The organism is Rhodosalinus halophilus (assembly GCF_003298775.1).
In the GTDB taxonomy this organism is placed as follows: Bacteria; Pseudomonadota; Alphaproteobacteria; order Rhodobacterales; family Rhodobacteraceae; genus Rhodosalinus; species Rhodosalinus halophilus.
Genome location: NZ_QNTQ01000001.1, coordinates 67,313 through 83,969, shown reverse-complemented (window position 1 = coordinate 83,969; position 16,657 = coordinate 67,313). Strand labels below are relative to the sequence as shown.

Below are 16,657 nucleotides of genomic sequence, written 5' to 3'. Positions count from 1 at the left end.
GTCTGCTCGGCGCTCGTCCCGGATGCCGATCCGCGCGGCGATGGCCTCGGCCGTCGCGGCATGGTCGCCGGTGATCATCACCGTCCGGACCGAGGCCGACGCCGCCTCGGCGACCGCATCGGCGACCTCGGCGCGCGGCGGGTCCATGATGCCGTGGATGCCGACGATCACCACGTCGCGATCGTAATCGGCCGGGCTGTCGCCGGGATCGCCGTCGGGCACGCGCTTGTAGGCTACGGCAAGGGTGCGCAGGGCCTCGGCGCCGAAGGAGGCGATCACCGCTTCGATCTCCGCCCGCCTCCCGGCGTCGAGCGGCACCGGCGCGCCGCCCATCTCCACATGGGTCGCGCGCGCAAGGATCACGTCGGGTGCGCCCTTGGCCACCAGCACCCGGCCGATCCCGGGCACGGTCGACAGAAGGCTCATCATCTTGCGCGTGCTGTCGAACGGGAAGGCCTGCAGCGTCTCCAGCCCGTGGCGCTCCGACAGCGCCTCGCGCGTGATGCCCGCCTTGGCCGCCGCGACGAGCAGCGCGCCTTCCGTCGGGTTGCCGCGCACCGCGGGCACGCCGTCCTCGGTGGCGAGCTCCGGCTCGTTGCACCAGGCCGACAACGCGAGAAGCGCCTTCAGCGCCCCGTGCTGTCCGGCGTCCACCGGCGCGCCCTCCGCGTCGAGGTAATCGCCCGTCGGATCGAACCCGGCTCCGGTGACGGCGAAGCTCTCGCCGCCCGCCCAGACGCGCATCACCTGCATCTTGTTCTGCGTCAGCGTCCCGGTCTTGTCCGAGCAGATGACCGAGGTCGTGGCCAGCGACTCGACCGAAGCGAGCTTGCGCACCAAAGCGTTCTGCCGCGCCATGCCCTAGCTGCCGAGCGCGAGCACGATGGTGACGATCGTGGGCAGACCTTCGGGGATGGTGGAGACCGAGAGCGAGATCGCCGTGTTCAGGATCTCGGCGGCGTCCATGCCCTTGGCCAGCCCGATGCCGACGACCATCGCGACCACGGCCAGCGCCGCGCCCATGAGGACCCGCGCGAGCCCGTCGATCCGTGCCTGCAGCGGCGTATTCGGTTCCTGCGCCGCCGCCATGAGGCCGGCGATGCGGCCGACTTCCGTCTGCATGCCGGTCGCCGTGACGATGCCGATGCCCGCCCCCTTGCCGACCTGCGTGCTCGCATAGGCCATGTTGAGCCGGTCGCCGAGCGGCACGTCTCCGTCCGGGCCGGGGCGAGCGGATCGGTGTGCTTGTCCACGGGCTCGCTCTCGCCGGTCAGCGCGGCCTCCTCGACCTGAAGCTGCGCGGCCTCGAGCAGGCGGATGTCCGCGCCGACGATGTCGCCGCGCTGAAGACACAGGACGTCGCCGGGCACGAGGTCAGCCGCGGCGACGTCCTGCCATGCGCCGTCACGCCGGACGGTCGCGCGGGGCGCGGCCATCTCGGTCAGCGCGGCCATGGTCTTGGCCGCGTTCCATTCCTGCCAGAAGCTGATCGCGGCGTTGATCAGCACGATGGCGAGAATGGCCGCGGCATCGATCCAGTGACCGGTCCAGCCGGAAATACCGGCGCCGATCGTCAGGATCACCAGAAGCGGGTTGCGGAGCTGCGCCAGAAGGATCGAAAGCGCCCCGCGCGCCCTGGTTTCCTCGAGAACGTTCGGCCCGTGGCTCGCAAGGCGGGTTCGCGCGTCGCCGGCGGTCAGGCCAAGGCCCGGATCGACGCCGGCCCGGCCCGCGACATCACTGGCGGCCAGGAGATATGGCCGGTCGGAAAGCGCGTCCGCGGGCACTTGGAGTCGCTGCTCCATCCTGGCTCCGTGTGCTGAAATGCCGTGGGCGACTATCAACCGCCGGGTCGCCCTCTCAGACTGGCTTGGCGCTCAGAATGAGCGCCCGACGCGTGGTCTACGCCCCGCACTTCGCGGAAGTAGACAGCGGGCGGGCGACGGCCGCCCGAAGAAGTCTTGCGCGCGCGGGAGGAGGTCATCTTGGACAACGGCGGCAGCGCCTTGCGCGCGCACAGGCGGGATGGCGTAAGCTGGCTCGCGATCCCGGCGGCCCTGCTGACGATCGTGTTGACGCTGGTCCTGCTCGAGATCGGCCAGCAGGTTCTTTTGCCCATCCTGCTGGCGGTGATCGCGGTCTATGTGCTGATCGAGACCGAACGGTTCCTCGCGTCCCTGCCTGTCCTGAGGCACATGCCGCGCTTGATCCTGCGGCTGTGCGTTCTGATCACCTTCATCGCGCTTCTCGTTGCATTCGGTCTGGTGATCGAAGGCACGCTCGGCCAGATCGCCGAGGCGGCACCGCGCTACCAGGCGAATTTCGAATCCATGTTCACCGGTGTTGCAGTACAGCTTGGCGTCGATGGCGAAACACTGTGGCAGAGCATCGCCACCCGTGTGAGCGAGGCGGTTGATCTCGAGGTCATCGTGGGCTTCACGCTTGCCTCGGCCGGCAATTTCGGGATGCTGCTGTTCCTCGTCGCGATCTACGCGAGCTTCCTGATGGCCGAGCGCCACACCCTTCAGGAGAAGCTCTCGCGCATCTTCCGCGCGCCGGAGGATGCCGAGCGGGCGGCCCGCGTCGTGAAGGAGATCAACGACGGGATCGGCGGATATCTCGCGACGAAGACGCTGCTCAACGTGGTCGTCGGCGCCATGTCCTACGTCGTCATGCTGCTTTTCGGCGTGGATTTCGCGCTGCTCTGGGCGCTGATCATCGGGCTTCTGGGATACATCCCCTATATCGGGTCCTATGCCGGGGTGGCCTTTCCCGTGCTGCTCAGCCTCGCCCAGTTCGGGAATATCGGGACGACGCTGCTGCTGGCGGCGGCGCTGACGGTCATCCAGCTCTGGGAGGGGAACTGGTTCGAGCCGAAGGTGATCGGCAAGAAATCCAATCTCTCGCCCTTCGTGGTTCTCGTGGCGCTCGGCGCGTGGTCGGCGCTCTGGGGCGTGCCGGGGGCCATCTTCGCGGTGCCCCTGACCTCGATGATCGTCATCGTCTGCGGCGCCTTCGAGCAGACCCGCTGGGTGCCGATCCTGCTGTCTCAGGACGCCCGTCGCGTGGGGCACGCCGCTGCCGGACCCGGAGCATCGGAATCCTGACAGCCCGCCAAGCCCGCCCCCGGGCCAGGCGACGCGCGGGCCGGGCGGAGTCACTGCAGGCCGCGTGTCGGATCGTCTGCCGCCGGCCGGGCGCGGCGCGACCCGGGTGCGCGGTCACGCGGCCGGGCGGCGGTGGCGGGCGAGGAGATGGGCCGCGACGACAAGGCCGATCCAGATCAAGATCAGCAAGGGCCAGTCGATGATGGCCAGCGGCAGAATGAGTGCGCCGGCGCCGATCCCGATGAGATCCCCCGTGGTCCAGCCTTCGGAGATCAGGGACGGCAGCAGTCCCGCAAGGCTTCCCAGCATGCCGCCGACCGTCGTCGTCACGACGCCCGCAAGCGCCGACAGAAACCAGCCGCCAATGCCGCGCCGTCCGAAGGCTCCCGACAGCAGGGCCCCCGCGACCGCGCCGCCAAAGCCCATCGCAACCACATAGCCGAGGATCGGGCCCCACGGCAAAGCCGCCTCTGCCGCGCGCAGGGCGTCCTCCATGTCCTCGTACAGGAACACGACGAACAGGAGCGCGCCGGCGAGCGCCATGGCGCCGGCGACGGCTACGCGCGGGGAGCCCGGCTGCACCCTGTCGCCACCATCGTTCATGTGCCCTCCACCCGGCGGTCGGCAGTCGCCGCGTCGCCTGTCAGCAGCGCCTTCGGATCATCCGGCCGCATCGGCTGCCCACCGGCGACATGCAGGTGCATTTCCGTCTGCGGAAAGGGTATCGTGATGCCGTTGGCGTCGAAGGCCTCCTTCACGTTTCGCGTGAGGTCCCAGAACGTCGACAGGTAGTCACCGGTTTTCACCCAGGGCCGGCAAATGAAATCAACCGAACTGGCGGAGAGCTCGTTCACCCGGATGACCGGCGCCGGATCGTCGAGGACGGCGGGATAATCCGCGACGACCTGCTCGATAACCTCTTGCGCTTTCTGGATCGAGTCGTCGTAGCTGATCCCGAAGACAAGATCGATCCGCCGGATGTCGCTCGCGCTGGTGTTCGTGATGACGTCGCCCCACACCTTGCTGTTGGGGATGACGATCACCCGATTGTCCGGCGTGATGACCTTGGTGGACACGATGGAGACCGATTGCACCGTGCCGTCTACGCCTCCGAGGCTGACGAAATCGCCCTCGTCGAACGGACGGTTGATCATGATCATGAGCCCCGAGGCGAGGTTGCCCAGCGTGTCCTGCAGCGCGAAGGCAATGATGAAGGAGGCGCCGCCCACAAGCGCGAAAAGCGGCGTGATGTTCACGCCGAGGAACGCCAGAACGAGCATGAGGCCGAAGGCGAGCGTCAGCCAGTAGGCGATCATCACGAGAAACCCCTGCAGGAGCTTCGACAGGTTCGGCACGCGCGTCAGCACGCGCCGGACCCAGCCACGCGCGAAGCGCGCGGCAGCAAGCAAGGCGAAGAAGGCCACCAAGATCACGGCGATCTGGAACAAGAGCTGTCCGCCGCCGTCGCTGGAAAAGGCCCAGGCAATGACGCTGTCGGCGAATTCCTGGAAGGTCCAGCGGGAGGTCTCCTCGACGGTGACCGCGGTGATGTAGTTGCGGTATGTCGCGACCTCCGCGGGGTCTCCGCCCTTCGTCTCGAGGCTAAGGACCACGGCCCCGAGCTTGTCGAAGACTGTCGCACGCTCCTCGAGCAGGATCAGGCGTTCCGCGCGCAGGGGCTCCGCGTTTGCGGAGTCGGCGGCGCGAATCTCTATGCTCTTGTCGACGACGTCCTGGGTGGCGGCCCGCGCGTGGTCCTGCCAGGCGGCGGCGAGGGCCGACAATTGATCGACCGTCAACGGTACAAGGCGAAGCTGTAGATCGGGCAGCGAGATCGAGCGCTGGGCGAGCAGCGGCGGATAGGGCTCCGCTTCGGCCGACAGGACCTCTGACGCGACCGTGTCGCCATCCTGGGCCACGGCGGGAGCGGCGGAGATGGCCGCCATCGCACAGAGAAGCGTCGCCAGGAACACGCTCTTGGCTCGGGACAGTCTCATGCTCGGCAACCCTCCTGTAGAACAGCCGAACATACCCGACGCCCGTCGCTGGATCACCTTTCGTGTGCTCAGATTGAGCGCATAACGTTTTGCAAGGCCCGGTCGAACCGCCGATGACTGCGTTGAGCGCAGGGGATGCCGGTCCCCGCAGGCCTCGCCGGGGATGTCCGGGTCGGTCCGATGCACGAGGTTTTTTGCCGGCAGTCCGCCGTCCGGTTTCAATCCACGACGCGGGAATGGCCCGGCGCGTCACGCGGACAATCCGGAAGTCACCGTTCTGAATGGAGCGCCCAATGAAAAGAACCTTCGCCTCCCGGATTGTCGGAGAGGTCTCCATCCCAGCGCTGCTCCTGGGCCTTGTCTTCTTCGCGGCGTCCCTCACCCCGTCGCTGATCCCTCGTGGGCCCGAGGTTCAGGGGATCCTCGGAGGCCTCGTGACGGCGCTTGGCTACCTGCTGGCGCGGATCGTCGCGCTGCTTTGGCAAGCGGCCGATCTGCCGCGTCTTCCGGACCGTGCGGCGCGCGTGCTCACATGGCTGCTGGCGGCGGCGACCGTGCCGTTCTTCGTCTGGGTTCTCGCATCCAGCCTCGAATGGCAGAACGATATCCGCGACAAGATGGGGATGGCGCCAGCCGACGGTCTCCATCTGGCGATCATCCTCGCCCTGGCGGTGGCAACTTTCGCGGCAGCCTACGGGGTCGGACGGCTCGTGGCTGGGCTCTTCCGGCTCATCCGGTCATGGTTCTACCGCATCATGCCGCCCCGCCGCGCCAACGTCCTGGGCCTTCTGGCCGTCGCCCTGATCCTTCTCGTCGTCACGCGGGACGGCATTCTGGACCGCGTCGTGACGGGCCTCGACGAGAGCTACGAGGCGGCGCAGGCGCTCTTCGACCGCGCGCCGGCGCCGCCTTCCGACCCGAACCGAACGGGCTCCGCCGCCTCGCTCATCGATTGGGCCGCAATGGGTGCGCCGGGGCGCGACTTCATCACTTCGGGGCCGGATGCCGCGGCGATCTCGGCCTTCACCGGGCGGCCCGCGATGGACCCGATCCGCGTCTATGTAGGCCGCGCCAACGGGGACACACCCCAGGAACGAGCCGAGCTTGCGCTCGCCGAACTTCGCCGCCTCGGCGCCTTCGAGCGCGAGGTGCTCATCGTGGCGAGCCCGACCGGAACCGGCTGGATGGATCCCGGCGCGCACGATCCGGTCGAATACATGCACGACGGCAATATCGCGACGGTGGCCGCGCAGTATTCCTATCTCCAGTCTCCGCTGGCCCTGATCCTCGAGACCGATACCGGCCTGGAGCAGGCGGCCGCATTGCAGGATGCCGTCCACGCCTACTGGAAGACCCTGCCGCCGGACGATCGTCCGCGCCTCTATGTTCATGGCCTGAGCCTCGGCGCTTGGTCCTCGATGCATGCCACCAACATCTTCAGGCTGCTCGACGACCCGATCGACGGCGCCTTCTGGGCCGGCCCGCCGTTTCCGTCGGCCTTCTGGAACTATGTCCAGAACCAGCGTGCGCCCGGAAGCCCATGGGTTCTTCCGACAATCGGGGACGGATCCCTGGTGCGCTACGCCTCGCACGTCGCGGACGCCTCCGAGGCCCGTGCGCCCTGGGGCGGGATGCGGATCGTCTTCCTTCAGTATTCCAGCGATCCCGTGGTCTTCTACGACCCTGCCTCGCTCTGGCGCGCGCCGCCCTGGATGCGTGACCCACCGGCCGAGGACATGTCGGAGCACTTCGTCTTCATGCCGGTGGTGACGCAGTTCCAGCTTGCGCTCGACATGGCGCTTTCTTTCGGCGCGCCGCCGGGACACGGGCACGCCTACTATGCACGGGATTACATCGGGCCCTGGGTGCAGGTCACCGATCCCGAAGGATGGACCCGCTCCGACACGGACCGTCTGATGGCACATTGCGACAACGGGTTCCAGGCGGGGTGCTCCAACGGCCAGTGACCTGGCTGTCTCGCCGAAGAGGTCACTTTGGCCAACATCTGCAAAACCTCGCCCGCTGAGCGGCCTGGTTCAGGCTGGGCCGGACCAAGAAGGATGCTCCTCCGAGGCCCACGGCCGCGTCCGCGAAGAGGCGGCCGCGTCGGCGTAAAAGTTGGCGAGCGCCACAGCCCCGGCCATCGTCTCGCCCGTCACCTCCACCATGATCAAGACCCGGATCGACAGGAAGGCCACGAATATCTCGGGTTTGGGGACCACTCTCTTGGGTTTGTAAGGCGAGGATCTGCCGATCCAACGCTGCACGGTTCACAAGCACCGCAATCCGCTGGCGCACGCCCCCAAGCACAGGCACGACGAACTGATCGAAGACCACCGGGGCATTATCTACGCCGACACCGCGGCCCAAATCGAGAAGAGGCGCAGGGCGTTCCACCGCAAGTGGCGACTGAAGCGCCGGACCATCGGAGACAGTCTCGAGGACGCTGGCGACCGGCTGTTCACTTTCACCCGCCTCGATCCCGCGCAATGGAAATCCGCCCGGACCACCAACGTCATCGAGCGCCTGAACGAGGAGTTCTGCCGCCGTTTCAAGATCCAGACCTAGCTGCCCTGCGGAGAGACCGTGCCGATGCTGCTCTGGGCGCTTTTGGCCTCCGGCCAGATCCAGATGCGGAAGGTCGACGGGTGGGAAAGCCTCTCTCAGCCGTTCCAGCCGATGCCCCTTGACCCCGCAGCCTGAAACACCGATCGCGCGCATCGCCGGACGACGCCGCCGAGGAATTTCCACTGCATTCGCGACGAAACCAGCCTGGATACAGGTGTGGACAAACGCAAGTTCTTCCGCAGCAAAACCCTGCCATTGAAGAGGTTTTTCCGCTTGACGATACCCCCGCCGGAGGCCCGCCGCGGCAGCGGCGTCGGGCGGCGTCTCAGACCCCGCGCCGCGCCCGGAAATAGAGGTAGAGCGGCAGCCCGCAGCTCACCCCGATGCCGTAGATCGTGGGGATCGCCAAAAGCGAGAGCCAGTCGCGCCGCGCCACCGCGTCCACCAGGATCCACAGCGTGAGCGCGACGGCGGCGATGGTCAGGTCCCAGACGAGGCCGGAACTCGCCGCGTTGGCGTGCCAGGCGTCCACCATGCCCATGATGTCGAAGCCGTTCTCGCGGAACCAGGTCAGGAACCAGTACATCGGATGCACCGTCCCCCAGACCGCGAGCGCCGCCCAGAGATACTTCAGTCGCGCCACGTCACCACTCCCGCACGATGCCGATGCGCGCCTCGCCCGAGATCGTCACGCCCGAGGGCGCGCGCGGCTCGGGCGGCTCGGGCTCGCCGTCCACCCCGCAGGCGGCGAGAAGCGCCAGCGCCGCGATCATCCAGAGTTTCATCCCAGCCGCTCCTTCCAGGCCGCCACCTGTTCACGCACGCGATCGGGGGCAGTGCCTCCGTAGCTCTTCCGCGACGCCACCGAATTATGCACGCCGAGCACCTCGAAGACAGCCTCCGTGATCCCCGGATGCGCCGCCTGCATCTCGGCGAGCGAGAGGTCCGGCAGATCGCAGCCCCGCGCCTCGGCCGCGGCGACCAGCCGCCCCGTGACGTGATGCGCCTCGCGGAAGGGTAGCCCGAGCTCGCGCACCAGCCAGTCCGCGAGATCCGTCGCGGTGGAGAACCCGTGCCCCGCCGCCGCCTCCAGCGCGGTGCGGTTCGCGTCCATGTCGCGCACCATGCCTTCCATCGCCGCCAGCGACAGCATCAGCGAATCGGCGGCGTCGAAGACCTGTTCCTTGTCCTCCTGCATGTCCTTGGAATAGGCCAGCGGCAGGCCCTTCATCACCGTGAAGAGCGCGACCGTCGCGCCAAGGATGCGGCCGATCTTGGCGCGGATGAGCTCGGCGGCGTCGGGGTTGCGCTTCTGCGGCATGATCGACGAGCCGGTCGAGAAGCGGTCCGAGAGCCGCACGAAGCGGAACTGCGCCGAGGCCCAGATCACCAGCTCTTCGGACAGCCGCGAGAGGTGCATCGCGCAGATCGACGCGGCCGAGAGGAACTCCAGCGCGAAATCCCGGTCGCTGACGGCATCCAGCGAATTGGCCATGGGCCGGTCGAAGCCGAGCTCGCGCGCCGTCATCTCGCGGTCGATCGGAAAGCCGGTGCCGGCCAGCGCCGCGGCGCCCAGGGGGCATTCGTTGAGCCGGCGGCGCGCGTCGGCGAGGCGCCCGCGGTCGCGCCCGAACATCTCGACGTAGGCCAGCATGTGGTGGCCCCAGGTCACCGGCTGCGCGGTCTGCAGATGGGTGAAGCCCGGCATCACCCAATCCGCGCCCGCCTCGGCCTGCGCCAGGAGCGCGCGCTGGAGCGCGGCCAGCCCTGCGTCGGCCGCGTCGATCTGATCGCGGACCCAGAGGCGGAAGTCGGTCGCCACCTGGTCGTTGCGCGAGCGCGCGGTGTGGAGCCGCCCGGCGGCCTCGCCCACGATCTCCTTCAGCCGCGCCTCGACGTTCATGTGGATGTCCTCGAGCGCAGGCGAGAACTCGAACCGCCCGCCCTCGATCTCTGACAAGACCGTGAGCAGCCCTTCCCGGATCGCCTCGGCGTCGCTATGGCTCAGGATGCCTGTCGCGGCGAGCATCGCCGCATGGGCGCGCGAGCCCGCGATGTCCTGCGCCGCGAGCCGCCGGTCGAAGCTTACGGAGGCGTTGATCGCCTCCATGACGGCATCCGGCCCGGCGGCGAAGCGCCCGCCCCACATCGCGTTCGAGGTCTGGTCTGTCATGGCGTCCCGCCCGGAGGAAACATGCGGTTAGCGAAGTCCCTCGCCCTTTATACGGCCCTCGCGCTCGGCGCAAACGCCGCCGTCGCCGCCGATACATCGGCGCTCGCCGCGCTCGCCGAGGGCGACATGAAGAAGCTCGCCTGGCACGAGACGCCGCAGCCCGCCGGCACGACCGCCTTCGAGACGGTGGACGGCGGCGAGATCACGCTCGCCGACTATGCCGGCAAACATGTCGTGCTCAATTTCTGGGCCACCTGGTGCGCGCCCTGCCGCAAGGAGATGCCGCAGCTCTCCGAGCTTCAGGAGACATTCGGCGGCGAGAGCTTCGAGGTCGTCACCGTCGCCACCGGGCGCAACGCGGTGCCCGCGATGCGCAACTTCTTCGAGGAGATCGGCGTGGACAACCTGCCGCTCCACCGCGACCCGCGCCAGGCGCTCGCGCGGGAAATGGGGGTGTTCGGGTTGCCGATCACGGTCATCCTGACCCCCGAGGGCGAAGAGATCGCGCGCCTGCGGGGCGACGCGAACTGGGCCTCGGAGAGCGCGAAGGCCATCGTGGCCGCGCTGATCGGCGCCGGCGGCTGACCAACAGCCGGCGAACCCGCCCCCGTCTGGCCAAAACGTCGCAGCCCCACCACTCTGTGCCGGACCCGGATCGAGGATCCGACACGCCCAGGGAGGAAGTGATGCTTCGAACGCGAGTTGCGGCGGCGGTCGTCGCCGTGACCGCCGCGGGTCCGGCCGCTGCAGAATGCAAGCGCATCACCACCGAAAGCGACGTCCGCCAACTCGTCGCGGGAAAGGCGCTCGTCGGTCCGACAGGTTGGATACGCGCCGGCGCAGACGGTCGCATGACGGGCGAATTCGACGGGCAGCGCACCCGCGGGGCATGGGACTGGCAGCAGGGCGACTTCTGCCGAAATGTGGGGATCGTCCAACGTGAGCTCGGCACCGATTGCCAGGGTGTCGAAATCGACGGCCCGCAACCGGGGCCGAGAGGAGCCGAGGCTCCGACAGCTTCAGTGAACAACCGGTGCGCGCCGGCGGTCCGGCGCGCACCGTTCGGCGGGATCAGTTCGGCATGACCTCGCCCGTCGGACGCGGCGTCTCGGCCGTCTCGGCGGGCAGGATCGGATAGGTGATCTCGGGCACCTCGCCGGTCAGCGATCCAAGAAAGGCGGTGATCGCGTCGATATCCTCGTCGCTCAGATCCGCGCCGAGCTGCGAGCTGGCCATGATATCCACGGCGGTGCGCAGATCCCAGACGTTGCCCGAGTGGAAATAGGGCGCGGTCACGGCGATGTTGCGCAGCGGCGAGGCGCGGAAGACGTATTCGTCCGCAGCGGTCTCGGTCACGGCATAGCGGCCTTTGTCCCCCTCGGGCAGGATCTCTGCGCCCGGCCGCTCGACGAGGCCGAAGGGATAGTAGCCGTTGCCGCCGAGGTTCACGCCGTTGTGGCAGCTCGCGCAGCCGGCCTCGAGGAACGCCTCGAGACCCGCGACCTCCTGCTCGTCGAGCGCGGTGTCGACCCCGTTGAGCCAGGCGTCGAAGCGCGAGGGCGTGATCAGCGTCGCCTCGAAGGCCTCGATCGCCTTGGCGAAGTTGTCGAAGGTGACGGGGTCGTCCTCCGCGGGGAAGGACTCCTCGAACCATTCGACGTATTGCGGCATCGAGTTCAGCGTCGCCAGCACGTTTTCGGGCGTGTTCGCCATCTCGACGCCCGCCTGAACCGGTCCCTTCGCCTGCTCGGCGAGGTCGTCGGCGCGGCCGTCCCAGAACTGCGCCTCGTTGAACACCGCGTTGAACACGGTGGGCGAGTTGCGCGGCCCCTTCTGCCAGCCGTGGCCGATCGAGGTGGGCATGTTGTCGTCACCGCCGGTGCCGACGTTGTGGCACGAGTTGCAGGAGAACACGCCTGAGGCGGACATCCTCGGGTCGAAGAAGAGCGCCTTGCCCAGCTCGACCTTTTCAGGCGTCACGATGTTGTCCTCGAGCGCGGGAACGGTGGCGGGCACCGGGCTGAACATGTCGAGCGCCCAGTCACGCAGCTCGTTCTGCTGGGCCAGCGCGGGCTGCGCCGCCACGATGGCAGCGGTTCCGGCAAGCATGGCTTTCAGGGGTCTCATTCGGGCCTCCTTTTGGCTGACGCGCGTCTCTTGGGATCGCAGCATCGCGATCACGATTGCACCCGCCTTGATGTGGGTCAAAAGGTTCGGGAAAAAGCTTTAGCCTGCGAGCACTTGCCGCAGCGCGGCGATTGACGCAGCGGCGACTTGACGACCCCTCCCGCATAAGGCGCAATCCAGGCAGGAGGAGAGGTATCAGGTGCCGCTGGAAATCCTGATCGCACTCGTCGTAGGGGGCATTGCGGGAATCGCGGCGCTCACCCATGTCGCGGGGCTGTCGCGGCGCCGCACGTTCGACGCGGCCGACAAGGCGCGCACCGGCTGGCTGCGCGAGTTTCCCGACGATCGCGTGACGTCGGTCACCCTGTTGTCCGACCCGCACGCGGCGCTCGTCGAGGCCGACCTTGGGGCGGGCCTGGTCTGGGCGATGGGCGCGGATACGGTCGCGCGCAGGCTCGCCGGCGCGCGGGCGGCGCGGCGCGGCGACCGGCTGATCCTGCGCTTTCCCGACTGGGGCGCGCCGCGCCTCGCCTTGCGGGTGACGGAGGCCGAGGCGCATGCCATACTCTCCCACCTGAAGGAGGCCCCATGAGCGCGACCGTGAGCTTTCCCGACGTGGTGCAATGGGCCGTGCCCCTCTTCATTGCAGCGATCCTGGCCGAGCTCGTCTGGATCCTCTGGTCCGGCCGGGGCGGCCGCTACGAGACGCGCGACGCGGTCACCTCGCTGATCATGGGCGCAGGCAACGTGGCCTCCGGGATCCTGCTGGGCTTCATCGCCTGGGGCTTCTTCATGGCGCTCTGGGCGGTCACGCCCCTGGACCTCGGCACGAGCTGGTGGGTGATCCTGCTGTGCTTCGTGCTGGACGACCTGCGCTACTACTGGGTGCACCGCTTCGGTCACCGCATCCGCTGGGTCTGGGCCAGCCACGTCAACCACCATTCGTCCCAGCATTACAACCTGACCACGGCGCTCCGGCAGACCTGGACCGGCACCTTCACCTTCATGATGGTGGTGCGCGCGCCGCTGATCCTGATGGGCTTCCATCCGGCGATGGTGCTCTTCGTGGGCGGTCTGAACCTGATCTACCAGTTCTGGATCCATACCGAGGCGATCGGGCGGATGCCGCGGCTCTTCGAGGCGGTGATGAACACGCCCAGCCACCACCGCGTCCACCACGGCCGCAACGCCCGCTATCTCGACGCCAACTACGCCGGTGTCTTCATCGTCTGGGACAAGCTCTTCGGTACCTTCGTCCCCGAGGACGACGCGGAAAAGCCGGACTACGGCCTCGTGCAAAACCTCGGCACCTTCAACCCGATCCGGGTGGCCTTTCACGAGTGGGTGGCGCTCTTCCGCGACCTGCTGCGCCCGGGACTCACGTTGCGCCAGCGGCTGATGTACGCGTTGGGTCCGCCCGGGTGGAGCCATGATGGGTCCCGCCTGACGAGCGCCGAGATCAAGCGCCGCGCCCTGGCCCGAGAGACGGGTGCAGGGAACCGCCCCGCGCGGATGCCGGCGGAATAGCGCGGCCGGAGAATTTTCGAACGAAAATCCTCCTTTGCGTTCCGTCGCTGCGCGGCCAGGCGCGGCAGCTTGCGAATTATCGAACGAAGATTCGCCCCGCCCGATGCTGCAAGTGTCAACAGAACTTGACAGAAGATGGCGTCGCGCAACACACTCGGCTCACAGACCGGAGCCGCGCATGACCCTGCATCAGACTGATATCGCTCCCCGCGAAGGGCTGACCGCGCCGGAACCGGGCGGCGCGCCGCGGCCCGGTCTCTGCACGGACTGCGGCGTCTCGCGGATGGGCGACGGGCGCGCGTGCGGCCGGGCGTGCCAGTTCATCAAGCCGGACTATCCGGGGCTGGAAGCCCGCGTGCACGGCCGAGCCGCCGATCCCGAGCGCGGCGAAGAGGCGTTCTTCGGCGTGGCCCGCGCAATGTGGCGCGCGCGGCTCGACCCGCCCGCCCATGGGGCGCAGTGGACCGGTATCACTACCGGGCTCGCCGCCGAATTGCTGCGGGCCGGCACCGTGGACGCGGTGCTGGCCGTCGCGCCCCATCCCGACGACCGCTGGAAGCCCCTGCCGGTGATCGTCACCGACCCCGAAGAAATGGCGCGCTGTCGGGGTATGCGGATGGGCTATGCGCCCACGCTGGCCCTGCTGGAGCCCGCGCGCGCCGCCGGGCACCGGCGCATCGCGATGGTGGGTATTCCCTGCCAGGTCTATGCCCTGCGCGCGCTGGAGGAGGAGCTGGGGTTCGACCGCATCCACGTCATCGGCACGCCCTGTTCCGACAACACCACGACCGAGAACTTCCACCATTTCCTCGCCCGGCTCGACGACCGGCCCGAGACGATCAGCTACCTGGAGTTCCGCGCCGACTACCGGGTGGAGCTGCGCTTCGACGACGGGCGAAGGCCGCGCTTCATTCCCTTCCTGAAACTGCCGCTCTCGGACCTGCCGGCGGATTTCTTCCCGATGACCTGCAAGACCTGCGTGGACTACACCAACCGCCTCGCCGACGTCACGGTGGGCTACATGGCGGGCGACGGCGAGCAATGGGTGATCGCGCGCAACGCCCGGGGCGAGGAGATGCTCGCCGCCCTCGGCGACCGGCTGAAGACCGCGCCGCTCACCGACAAGGGCAGGCGCGAGGCGGCGGTGAGGGGCTTCATGGCCAACACCGAGCGCGCGGCGGGCGGCCTGCCGCTGCGCCGGATGCCCGACTGGCTGCGCCCGATCGTCGCCTGGCTTCAGCCGCGCACGGGGCCGCGCGGGCTGGAGTTCGCCCGCGCGCGGGTCGAGATGAAGGCGATCGAGACGGTGCTGCACCTGCGCCGCGCGCATCCTGCGAAGATGAAGAACATGGTGCCCGATCACGTCTGGCGCCTCGCCGCGCGTTACGGTCTCGTGCCCGCGCCGGGCGAGCGCGGCAAGGACGGCTGACCGATCCGGCGTAGGGTGCGTGCTCGCACGCACCCTCCGGTTGTGTTGGCGCAGGTGCGTGCGAGCACGCACCCTACCCTGTCAGCAGCGCCTCGGCGGCCGCCCGCGCCTCGGCGGTCACGCGGTCGCCGGCCAGCATGCGCGCGAGTTCCTCGACCCGGCCCTCCGCGTCGAGCGGAGCGACCACGGTCAGCGTCGTCTCGCCCTCCACCCGCTTCTCGACGCGCCAGTGATGCGCACCCAGGGCCGCGACCTGCGGCGAATGGGTCACGACCAGCACCTGCCCCTCGTCCGCGAGCGCCTTGAGCCGCCGGCCCACGGCGTCCGCCGTCGCGCCGCCCACGCCGCGGTCGATCTCGTCGAAGATCATCGTCACGCCACGGTCGGGCGCGGCCAGGCAGACCTTGAGCGCCAGCAGGAAGCGGCTCATTTCCCCGCCCGACGCGATGCGGTTGAGCGGACCGGCGGGGGCGCCGGGATTGGTGGCCACGGTGAATTGTACCGCATCGCGTCCCTCTGGCCCGGGCTCCGCCGCCTCGATCCGGGTGGAGAAGACGGCACGCTCCATGCGCAGGGGCGCGAGTTCCGCCGTCACGGCGGCATCGAGGCGTCTGGCGGCCGCGCGACGGGCGTCCGACAGGGCCGCGGCCGCGTCGTCGTAGTCCTGCTCCGCGGTTGCCGAGGCCGCCTCGAGCCGCGCGATCTCGCCCTCGCCCGCGTCGAGCGCCTCGAGGCGCGCGCGAAGCCTGTCGGCCAGCTCGGGCAGGTCGTCAGGCATCACCTGGTGCTTGCGGGCGAGCCCGCGGATGGCGAACAGGCGCTCCTCCGTCCGCTCGAGCTCCAGCGGGTCGAAGGAGAGCGCCTCGAGCGTGTCCTCGACCCCCGAGACCGCCTCGCCAAGCTCGGCCATCGCCCGGGACAGGGCGGCGAGGGGGGCCTCGAGCCGGCCCTCGGTGGCGTCCGAGGCGCCCTCGAGCCAGCGCAGCGCGTCGCCCATCGCACCCTCGGCGCCGTCCGATCCAAGCGCGGAGAGCGCGCGGGCCACGTCCTCGCGCACCCGCTCGGCCCCCTGCATCATGCGGCGGCGGGTATCGAGCCCGGCCTCCTCGCCCGGCTCGGGCGCGAGCTCGTCGAGCTCGCGCGCTGCATGCCGCAGGTACTCCTCCTCCGCGCGCGCTTCGGCGAGCGCCGCCTCGGCCTCGGCGAGGCGCTTGCGCGCGGCGCGGCGCTCGGCCCAGGCCGCGCGCACCGCCGCGACCTCCGCCTCCAGCCCGCCGAAGGCGTCGAGCATCGCGCGGTGCACGCGAGGGTCGAGCAGACCGCGGTCGTCCTGCTGGCCGTGCAGTTCCACCAGCGTATCGGAGAGGCGGCGCAGGATCTCACCCGAGACGCGGCGGTCGTTGACCCAGGCGGTCTTGGCGCCGCCCCGGCGGTTCACCCGGCGGATCAAGAGCCCGTCGTCCTCGGCCGAGAGCCCGGCCTCGTCGAGCACCGCGCGCGCCGCATGCCCCTCGGGCAGGGCGAATTCCGCCACGACCTCGCCTTCCTCGGCGCCCGCGCGGACGAGTTCGGCCCGACCGCGCCAGCCCAGCACGAACCCCAGGCAGTCGAGCAGAATGGACTTGCCCGCGCCCGTCTCGCCGGTGAGCACGTTCAGACCCGGCCGGAAGCGCAGATCCAGCCGGTCGATAATGAGCATGTCACGGATTTCGAGCGCGCGCAGCATGGC

The 16,657-nt window shown here is 69.0% G+C and carries 18 protein-coding genes and 3 pseudogenes; 10 read left to right on the top strand and 11 right to left on the bottom strand.

The features are described from left to right. Positions 1–22: 22 nt before the first annotated feature. The gene (locus tag DRV85_RS19725) at positions 23–187 is read left to right on the top strand and encodes a hypothetical protein (protein WP_338066943.1); all 165 of its coding nucleotides are present in this window, start codon (positions 23–25) and stop codon (positions 185–187) included. Here DRV85_RS19725 and DRV85_RS19810 read toward each other — a convergent pair. Then, positions 187–744, bottom strand: a pseudogene (locus tag DRV85_RS19810) (cation-translocating P-type ATPase); the annotation flags it as partial. The gene DRV85_RS19725 and the pseudogene DRV85_RS19810 overlap by 1 nt on opposite strands. On the opposite strand from DRV85_RS19810, the gene DRV85_RS19655 reads away from it, so the two are divergent. After that, on the top strand, positions 707–865 hold the full coding sequence (locus DRV85_RS19655; RefSeq protein ID WP_275401704.1) for a hypothetical protein: 159 nt from the start codon (positions 707–709) through the stop codon (positions 863–865). The pseudogene DRV85_RS19810 and the gene DRV85_RS19655 overlap by 38 nt on opposite strands. Here the strand turns inward: DRV85_RS19655 and DRV85_RS19650 are convergent. Further along, positions 862–1,209, bottom strand: a complete 348-nt coding sequence (locus tag DRV85_RS19650; protein WP_275401703.1) for a P-type ATPase actuator domain-containing protein — start codon at positions 1,207–1,209, stop codon at positions 862–864. The two genes, DRV85_RS19655 and DRV85_RS19650, sit on opposite strands and share 4 nt — an antisense overlap. 68 nt (positions 1,210–1,277) lie before the next feature. Beyond that, positions 1,278–1,805: pseudogene (locus DRV85_RS19645) on the bottom strand (cation-transporting P-type ATPase); the annotation flags it as partial. Positions 1,806–1,985: 180 nt separating this feature from the next. Here DRV85_RS19645 and DRV85_RS00365 point away from each other — a divergent pair. Further along, complete coding sequence (locus DRV85_RS00365) at positions 1,986–3,107, top strand: AI-2E family transporter (RefSeq protein ID WP_158540085.1); 1,122 nt, start codon at positions 1,986–1,988, stop codon at positions 3,105–3,107. A gap of 114 nt (positions 3,108–3,221) precedes the next feature. Here the strand turns inward: DRV85_RS00365 and DRV85_RS00360 are convergent, their stop codons facing one another. Continuing rightward, complete coding sequence (locus tag DRV85_RS00360; protein WP_147238796.1) at positions 3,222–3,710, bottom strand: hypothetical protein; 489 nt, start codon at positions 3,708–3,710, stop codon at positions 3,222–3,224. Then, positions 3,707–5,104, bottom strand: a complete 1,398-nt coding sequence (locus DRV85_RS00355) for a mechanosensitive ion channel family protein (RefSeq protein WP_233495356.1) — start codon at positions 5,102–5,104, stop codon at positions 3,707–3,709. The genes DRV85_RS00360 and DRV85_RS00355 overlap by 4 nt, the downstream gene beginning before the upstream one ends. Before the next feature lie 293 nt (positions 5,105–5,397). On the opposite strand from DRV85_RS00355, the gene DRV85_RS00350 reads away from it, so the two are divergent. After that, complete coding sequence (locus DRV85_RS00350) at positions 5,398–7,071, top strand: alpha/beta hydrolase (protein ID WP_113287448.1); 1,674 nt, start codon at positions 5,398–5,400, stop codon at positions 7,069–7,071. Positions 7,072–7,140: 69 nt separating this feature from the next. On the opposite strand, the gene DRV85_RS19315 is transcribed toward DRV85_RS00350, so the two are convergent. Beyond that, positions 7,141–7,326, bottom strand: a complete 186-nt coding sequence (locus tag DRV85_RS19315; RefSeq protein ID WP_199525769.1) for a hypothetical protein — start codon at positions 7,324–7,326, stop codon at positions 7,141–7,143. A 16-nt stretch (positions 7,327–7,342) separates the two neighbouring features. On the opposite strand from DRV85_RS19315, the pseudogene DRV85_RS00345 reads away from it, so the two are divergent. Next, positions 7,343–7,807, top strand: a pseudogene (locus tag DRV85_RS00345) (transposase); the annotation flags it as partial. A 190-nt stretch (positions 7,808–7,997) separates the two neighbouring features. On the opposite strand, the gene DRV85_RS00340 reads toward DRV85_RS00345, so the two are convergent. From DRV85_RS00340 to argH, 3 genes are read right to left on the bottom strand one after another with little or no spacing between them, the layout of a single operon-like run. Continuing rightward, entirely contained in the window at positions 7,998–8,306 is a 309-nt protein-coding gene (locus DRV85_RS00340) for a DUF2834 domain-containing protein (protein ID WP_113287753.1), read from the bottom strand. Positions 8,307–8,316: 10 nt separating this feature from the next. Next, a complete protein-coding gene (locus DRV85_RS00335) occupies positions 8,317–8,457 on the bottom strand; it encodes an argininosuccinate lyase (protein WP_113287447.1) in 141 nt (46 codons plus the stop codon). Then, on the bottom strand, positions 8,454–9,845 hold the full coding sequence (gene argH / locus DRV85_RS00330; RefSeq protein ID WP_113287446.1) for an argininosuccinate lyase: 1,392 nt from the start codon (positions 9,843–9,845) through the stop codon (positions 8,454–8,456). The genes DRV85_RS00335 and argH overlap by 4 nt, the downstream gene beginning before the upstream one ends. A 21-nt stretch (positions 9,846–9,866) precedes the next feature. On the opposite strand from argH, the gene DRV85_RS00325 reads away from it, so the two are divergent. Next, entirely contained in the window at positions 9,867–10,430 is a 564-nt protein-coding gene (locus tag DRV85_RS00325) for a TlpA family protein disulfide reductase (protein WP_113287445.1), read from the top strand. Positions 10,431–10,531: 101 nt separating this feature from the next. Then, positions 10,532–10,930: a hypothetical protein gene (locus DRV85_RS18950; RefSeq protein WP_147238795.1), complete on the top strand. Its 399-nt coding sequence runs from the start codon at positions 10,532–10,534 to the stop codon at positions 10,928–10,930. Here DRV85_RS18950 and DRV85_RS00320 read toward each other — a convergent pair. After that, the gene (locus DRV85_RS00320; protein WP_113287444.1) at positions 10,917–11,972 is read right to left on the bottom strand and encodes a cytochrome-c peroxidase; all 1,056 of its coding nucleotides are present in this window, start codon (positions 11,970–11,972) and stop codon (positions 10,917–10,919) included. The genes DRV85_RS18950 and DRV85_RS00320 overlap by 14 nt on opposite strands. A gap of 199 nt (positions 11,973–12,171) precedes the next feature. Between DRV85_RS00320 and DRV85_RS00315 the strand changes: the two genes are divergently transcribed. The 3 genes from DRV85_RS00315 to DRV85_RS00305 all read left to right on the top strand — a co-directional run bounded on the left by DRV85_RS00315 (position 12,172) and on the right by DRV85_RS00305 (position 14,928). Next, on the top strand, positions 12,172–12,564 hold the full coding sequence (locus tag DRV85_RS00315; RefSeq protein WP_113287443.1) for a hypothetical protein: 393 nt from the start codon (positions 12,172–12,174) through the stop codon (positions 12,562–12,564). After that, positions 12,561–13,499, top strand: coding sequence for a sterol desaturase family protein (locus tag DRV85_RS00310; RefSeq protein ID WP_113287442.1), 939 nt, complete (start codon positions 12,561–12,563; stop codon positions 13,497–13,499). The genes DRV85_RS00315 and DRV85_RS00310 overlap by 4 nt, the downstream gene beginning before the upstream one ends. A gap of 178 nt (positions 13,500–13,677) precedes the next feature. Further along, positions 13,678–14,928, top strand: a complete 1,251-nt coding sequence (locus DRV85_RS00305) for a Coenzyme F420 hydrogenase/dehydrogenase, beta subunit C-terminal domain (protein ID WP_113287441.1) — start codon at positions 13,678–13,680, stop codon at positions 14,926–14,928. Positions 14,929–15,001: 73 nt separating this feature from the next. Here DRV85_RS00305 and recN read toward each other — a convergent pair whose 3' ends face one another. Next, the gene (recN, locus tag DRV85_RS00300) at positions 15,002–16,654 is read right to left on the bottom strand and encodes a DNA repair protein RecN (protein ID WP_113287440.1); all 1,653 of its coding nucleotides are present in this window, start codon (positions 16,652–16,654) and stop codon (positions 15,002–15,004) included. Between the last annotated feature and the right edge of the window lie 3 nt (positions 16,655–16,657).

Coding starts and splice junctions, on each gene's coding strand:
- DRV85_RS00320 (WP_113287444.1), bottom strand. CDS start 11,972: ATGAGACCCCTGAAAGCCATGCTTGCCGGAACCGCTGCCATCGTGGCG.
- DRV85_RS00335 (WP_113287447.1), bottom strand. CDS start 8,457: ATGAAACTCTGGATGATCGCGGCGCTGGCGCTTCTCGCCGCCTGCGGG.
- DRV85_RS19725 (WP_338066943.1), top strand. CDS start 23: ATGCCGATCCGCGCGGCGATGGCCTCGGCCGTCGCGGCATGGTCGCCG.
- DRV85_RS00360 (WP_147238796.1), bottom strand. CDS start 3,710: ATGAACGATGGTGGCGACAGGGTGCAGCCGGGCTCCCCGCGCGTAGCC.
- DRV85_RS18950 (WP_147238795.1), top strand. CDS start 10,532: ATGCTTCGAACGCGAGTTGCGGCGGCGGTCGTCGCCGTGACCGCCGCG.
- argH (WP_113287446.1), bottom strand. CDS start 9,845: ATGACAGACCAGACCTCGAACGCGATGTGGGGCGGGCGCTTCGCCGCC.
- DRV85_RS00325 (WP_113287445.1), top strand. CDS start 9,867: ATGCGGTTAGCGAAGTCCCTCGCCCTTTATACGGCCCTCGCGCTCGGC.
- DRV85_RS00350 (WP_113287448.1), top strand. CDS start 5,398: ATGAAAAGAACCTTCGCCTCCCGGATTGTCGGAGAGGTCTCCATCCCA.
- DRV85_RS00305 (WP_113287441.1), top strand. CDS start 13,678: ATGACCCTGCATCAGACTGATATCGCTCCCCGCGAAGGGCTGACCGCG.
- DRV85_RS00355 (WP_233495356.1), bottom strand. CDS start 5,104: ATGAGACTGTCCCGAGCCAAGAGCGTGTTCCTGGCGACGCTTCTCTGT.
- DRV85_RS00310 (WP_113287442.1), top strand. CDS start 12,561: ATGAGCGCGACCGTGAGCTTTCCCGACGTGGTGCAATGGGCCGTGCCC.
- recN (WP_113287440.1), bottom strand. CDS start 16,654: ATGCTGCGCGCGCTCGAAATCCGTGACATGCTCATTATCGACCGGCTG.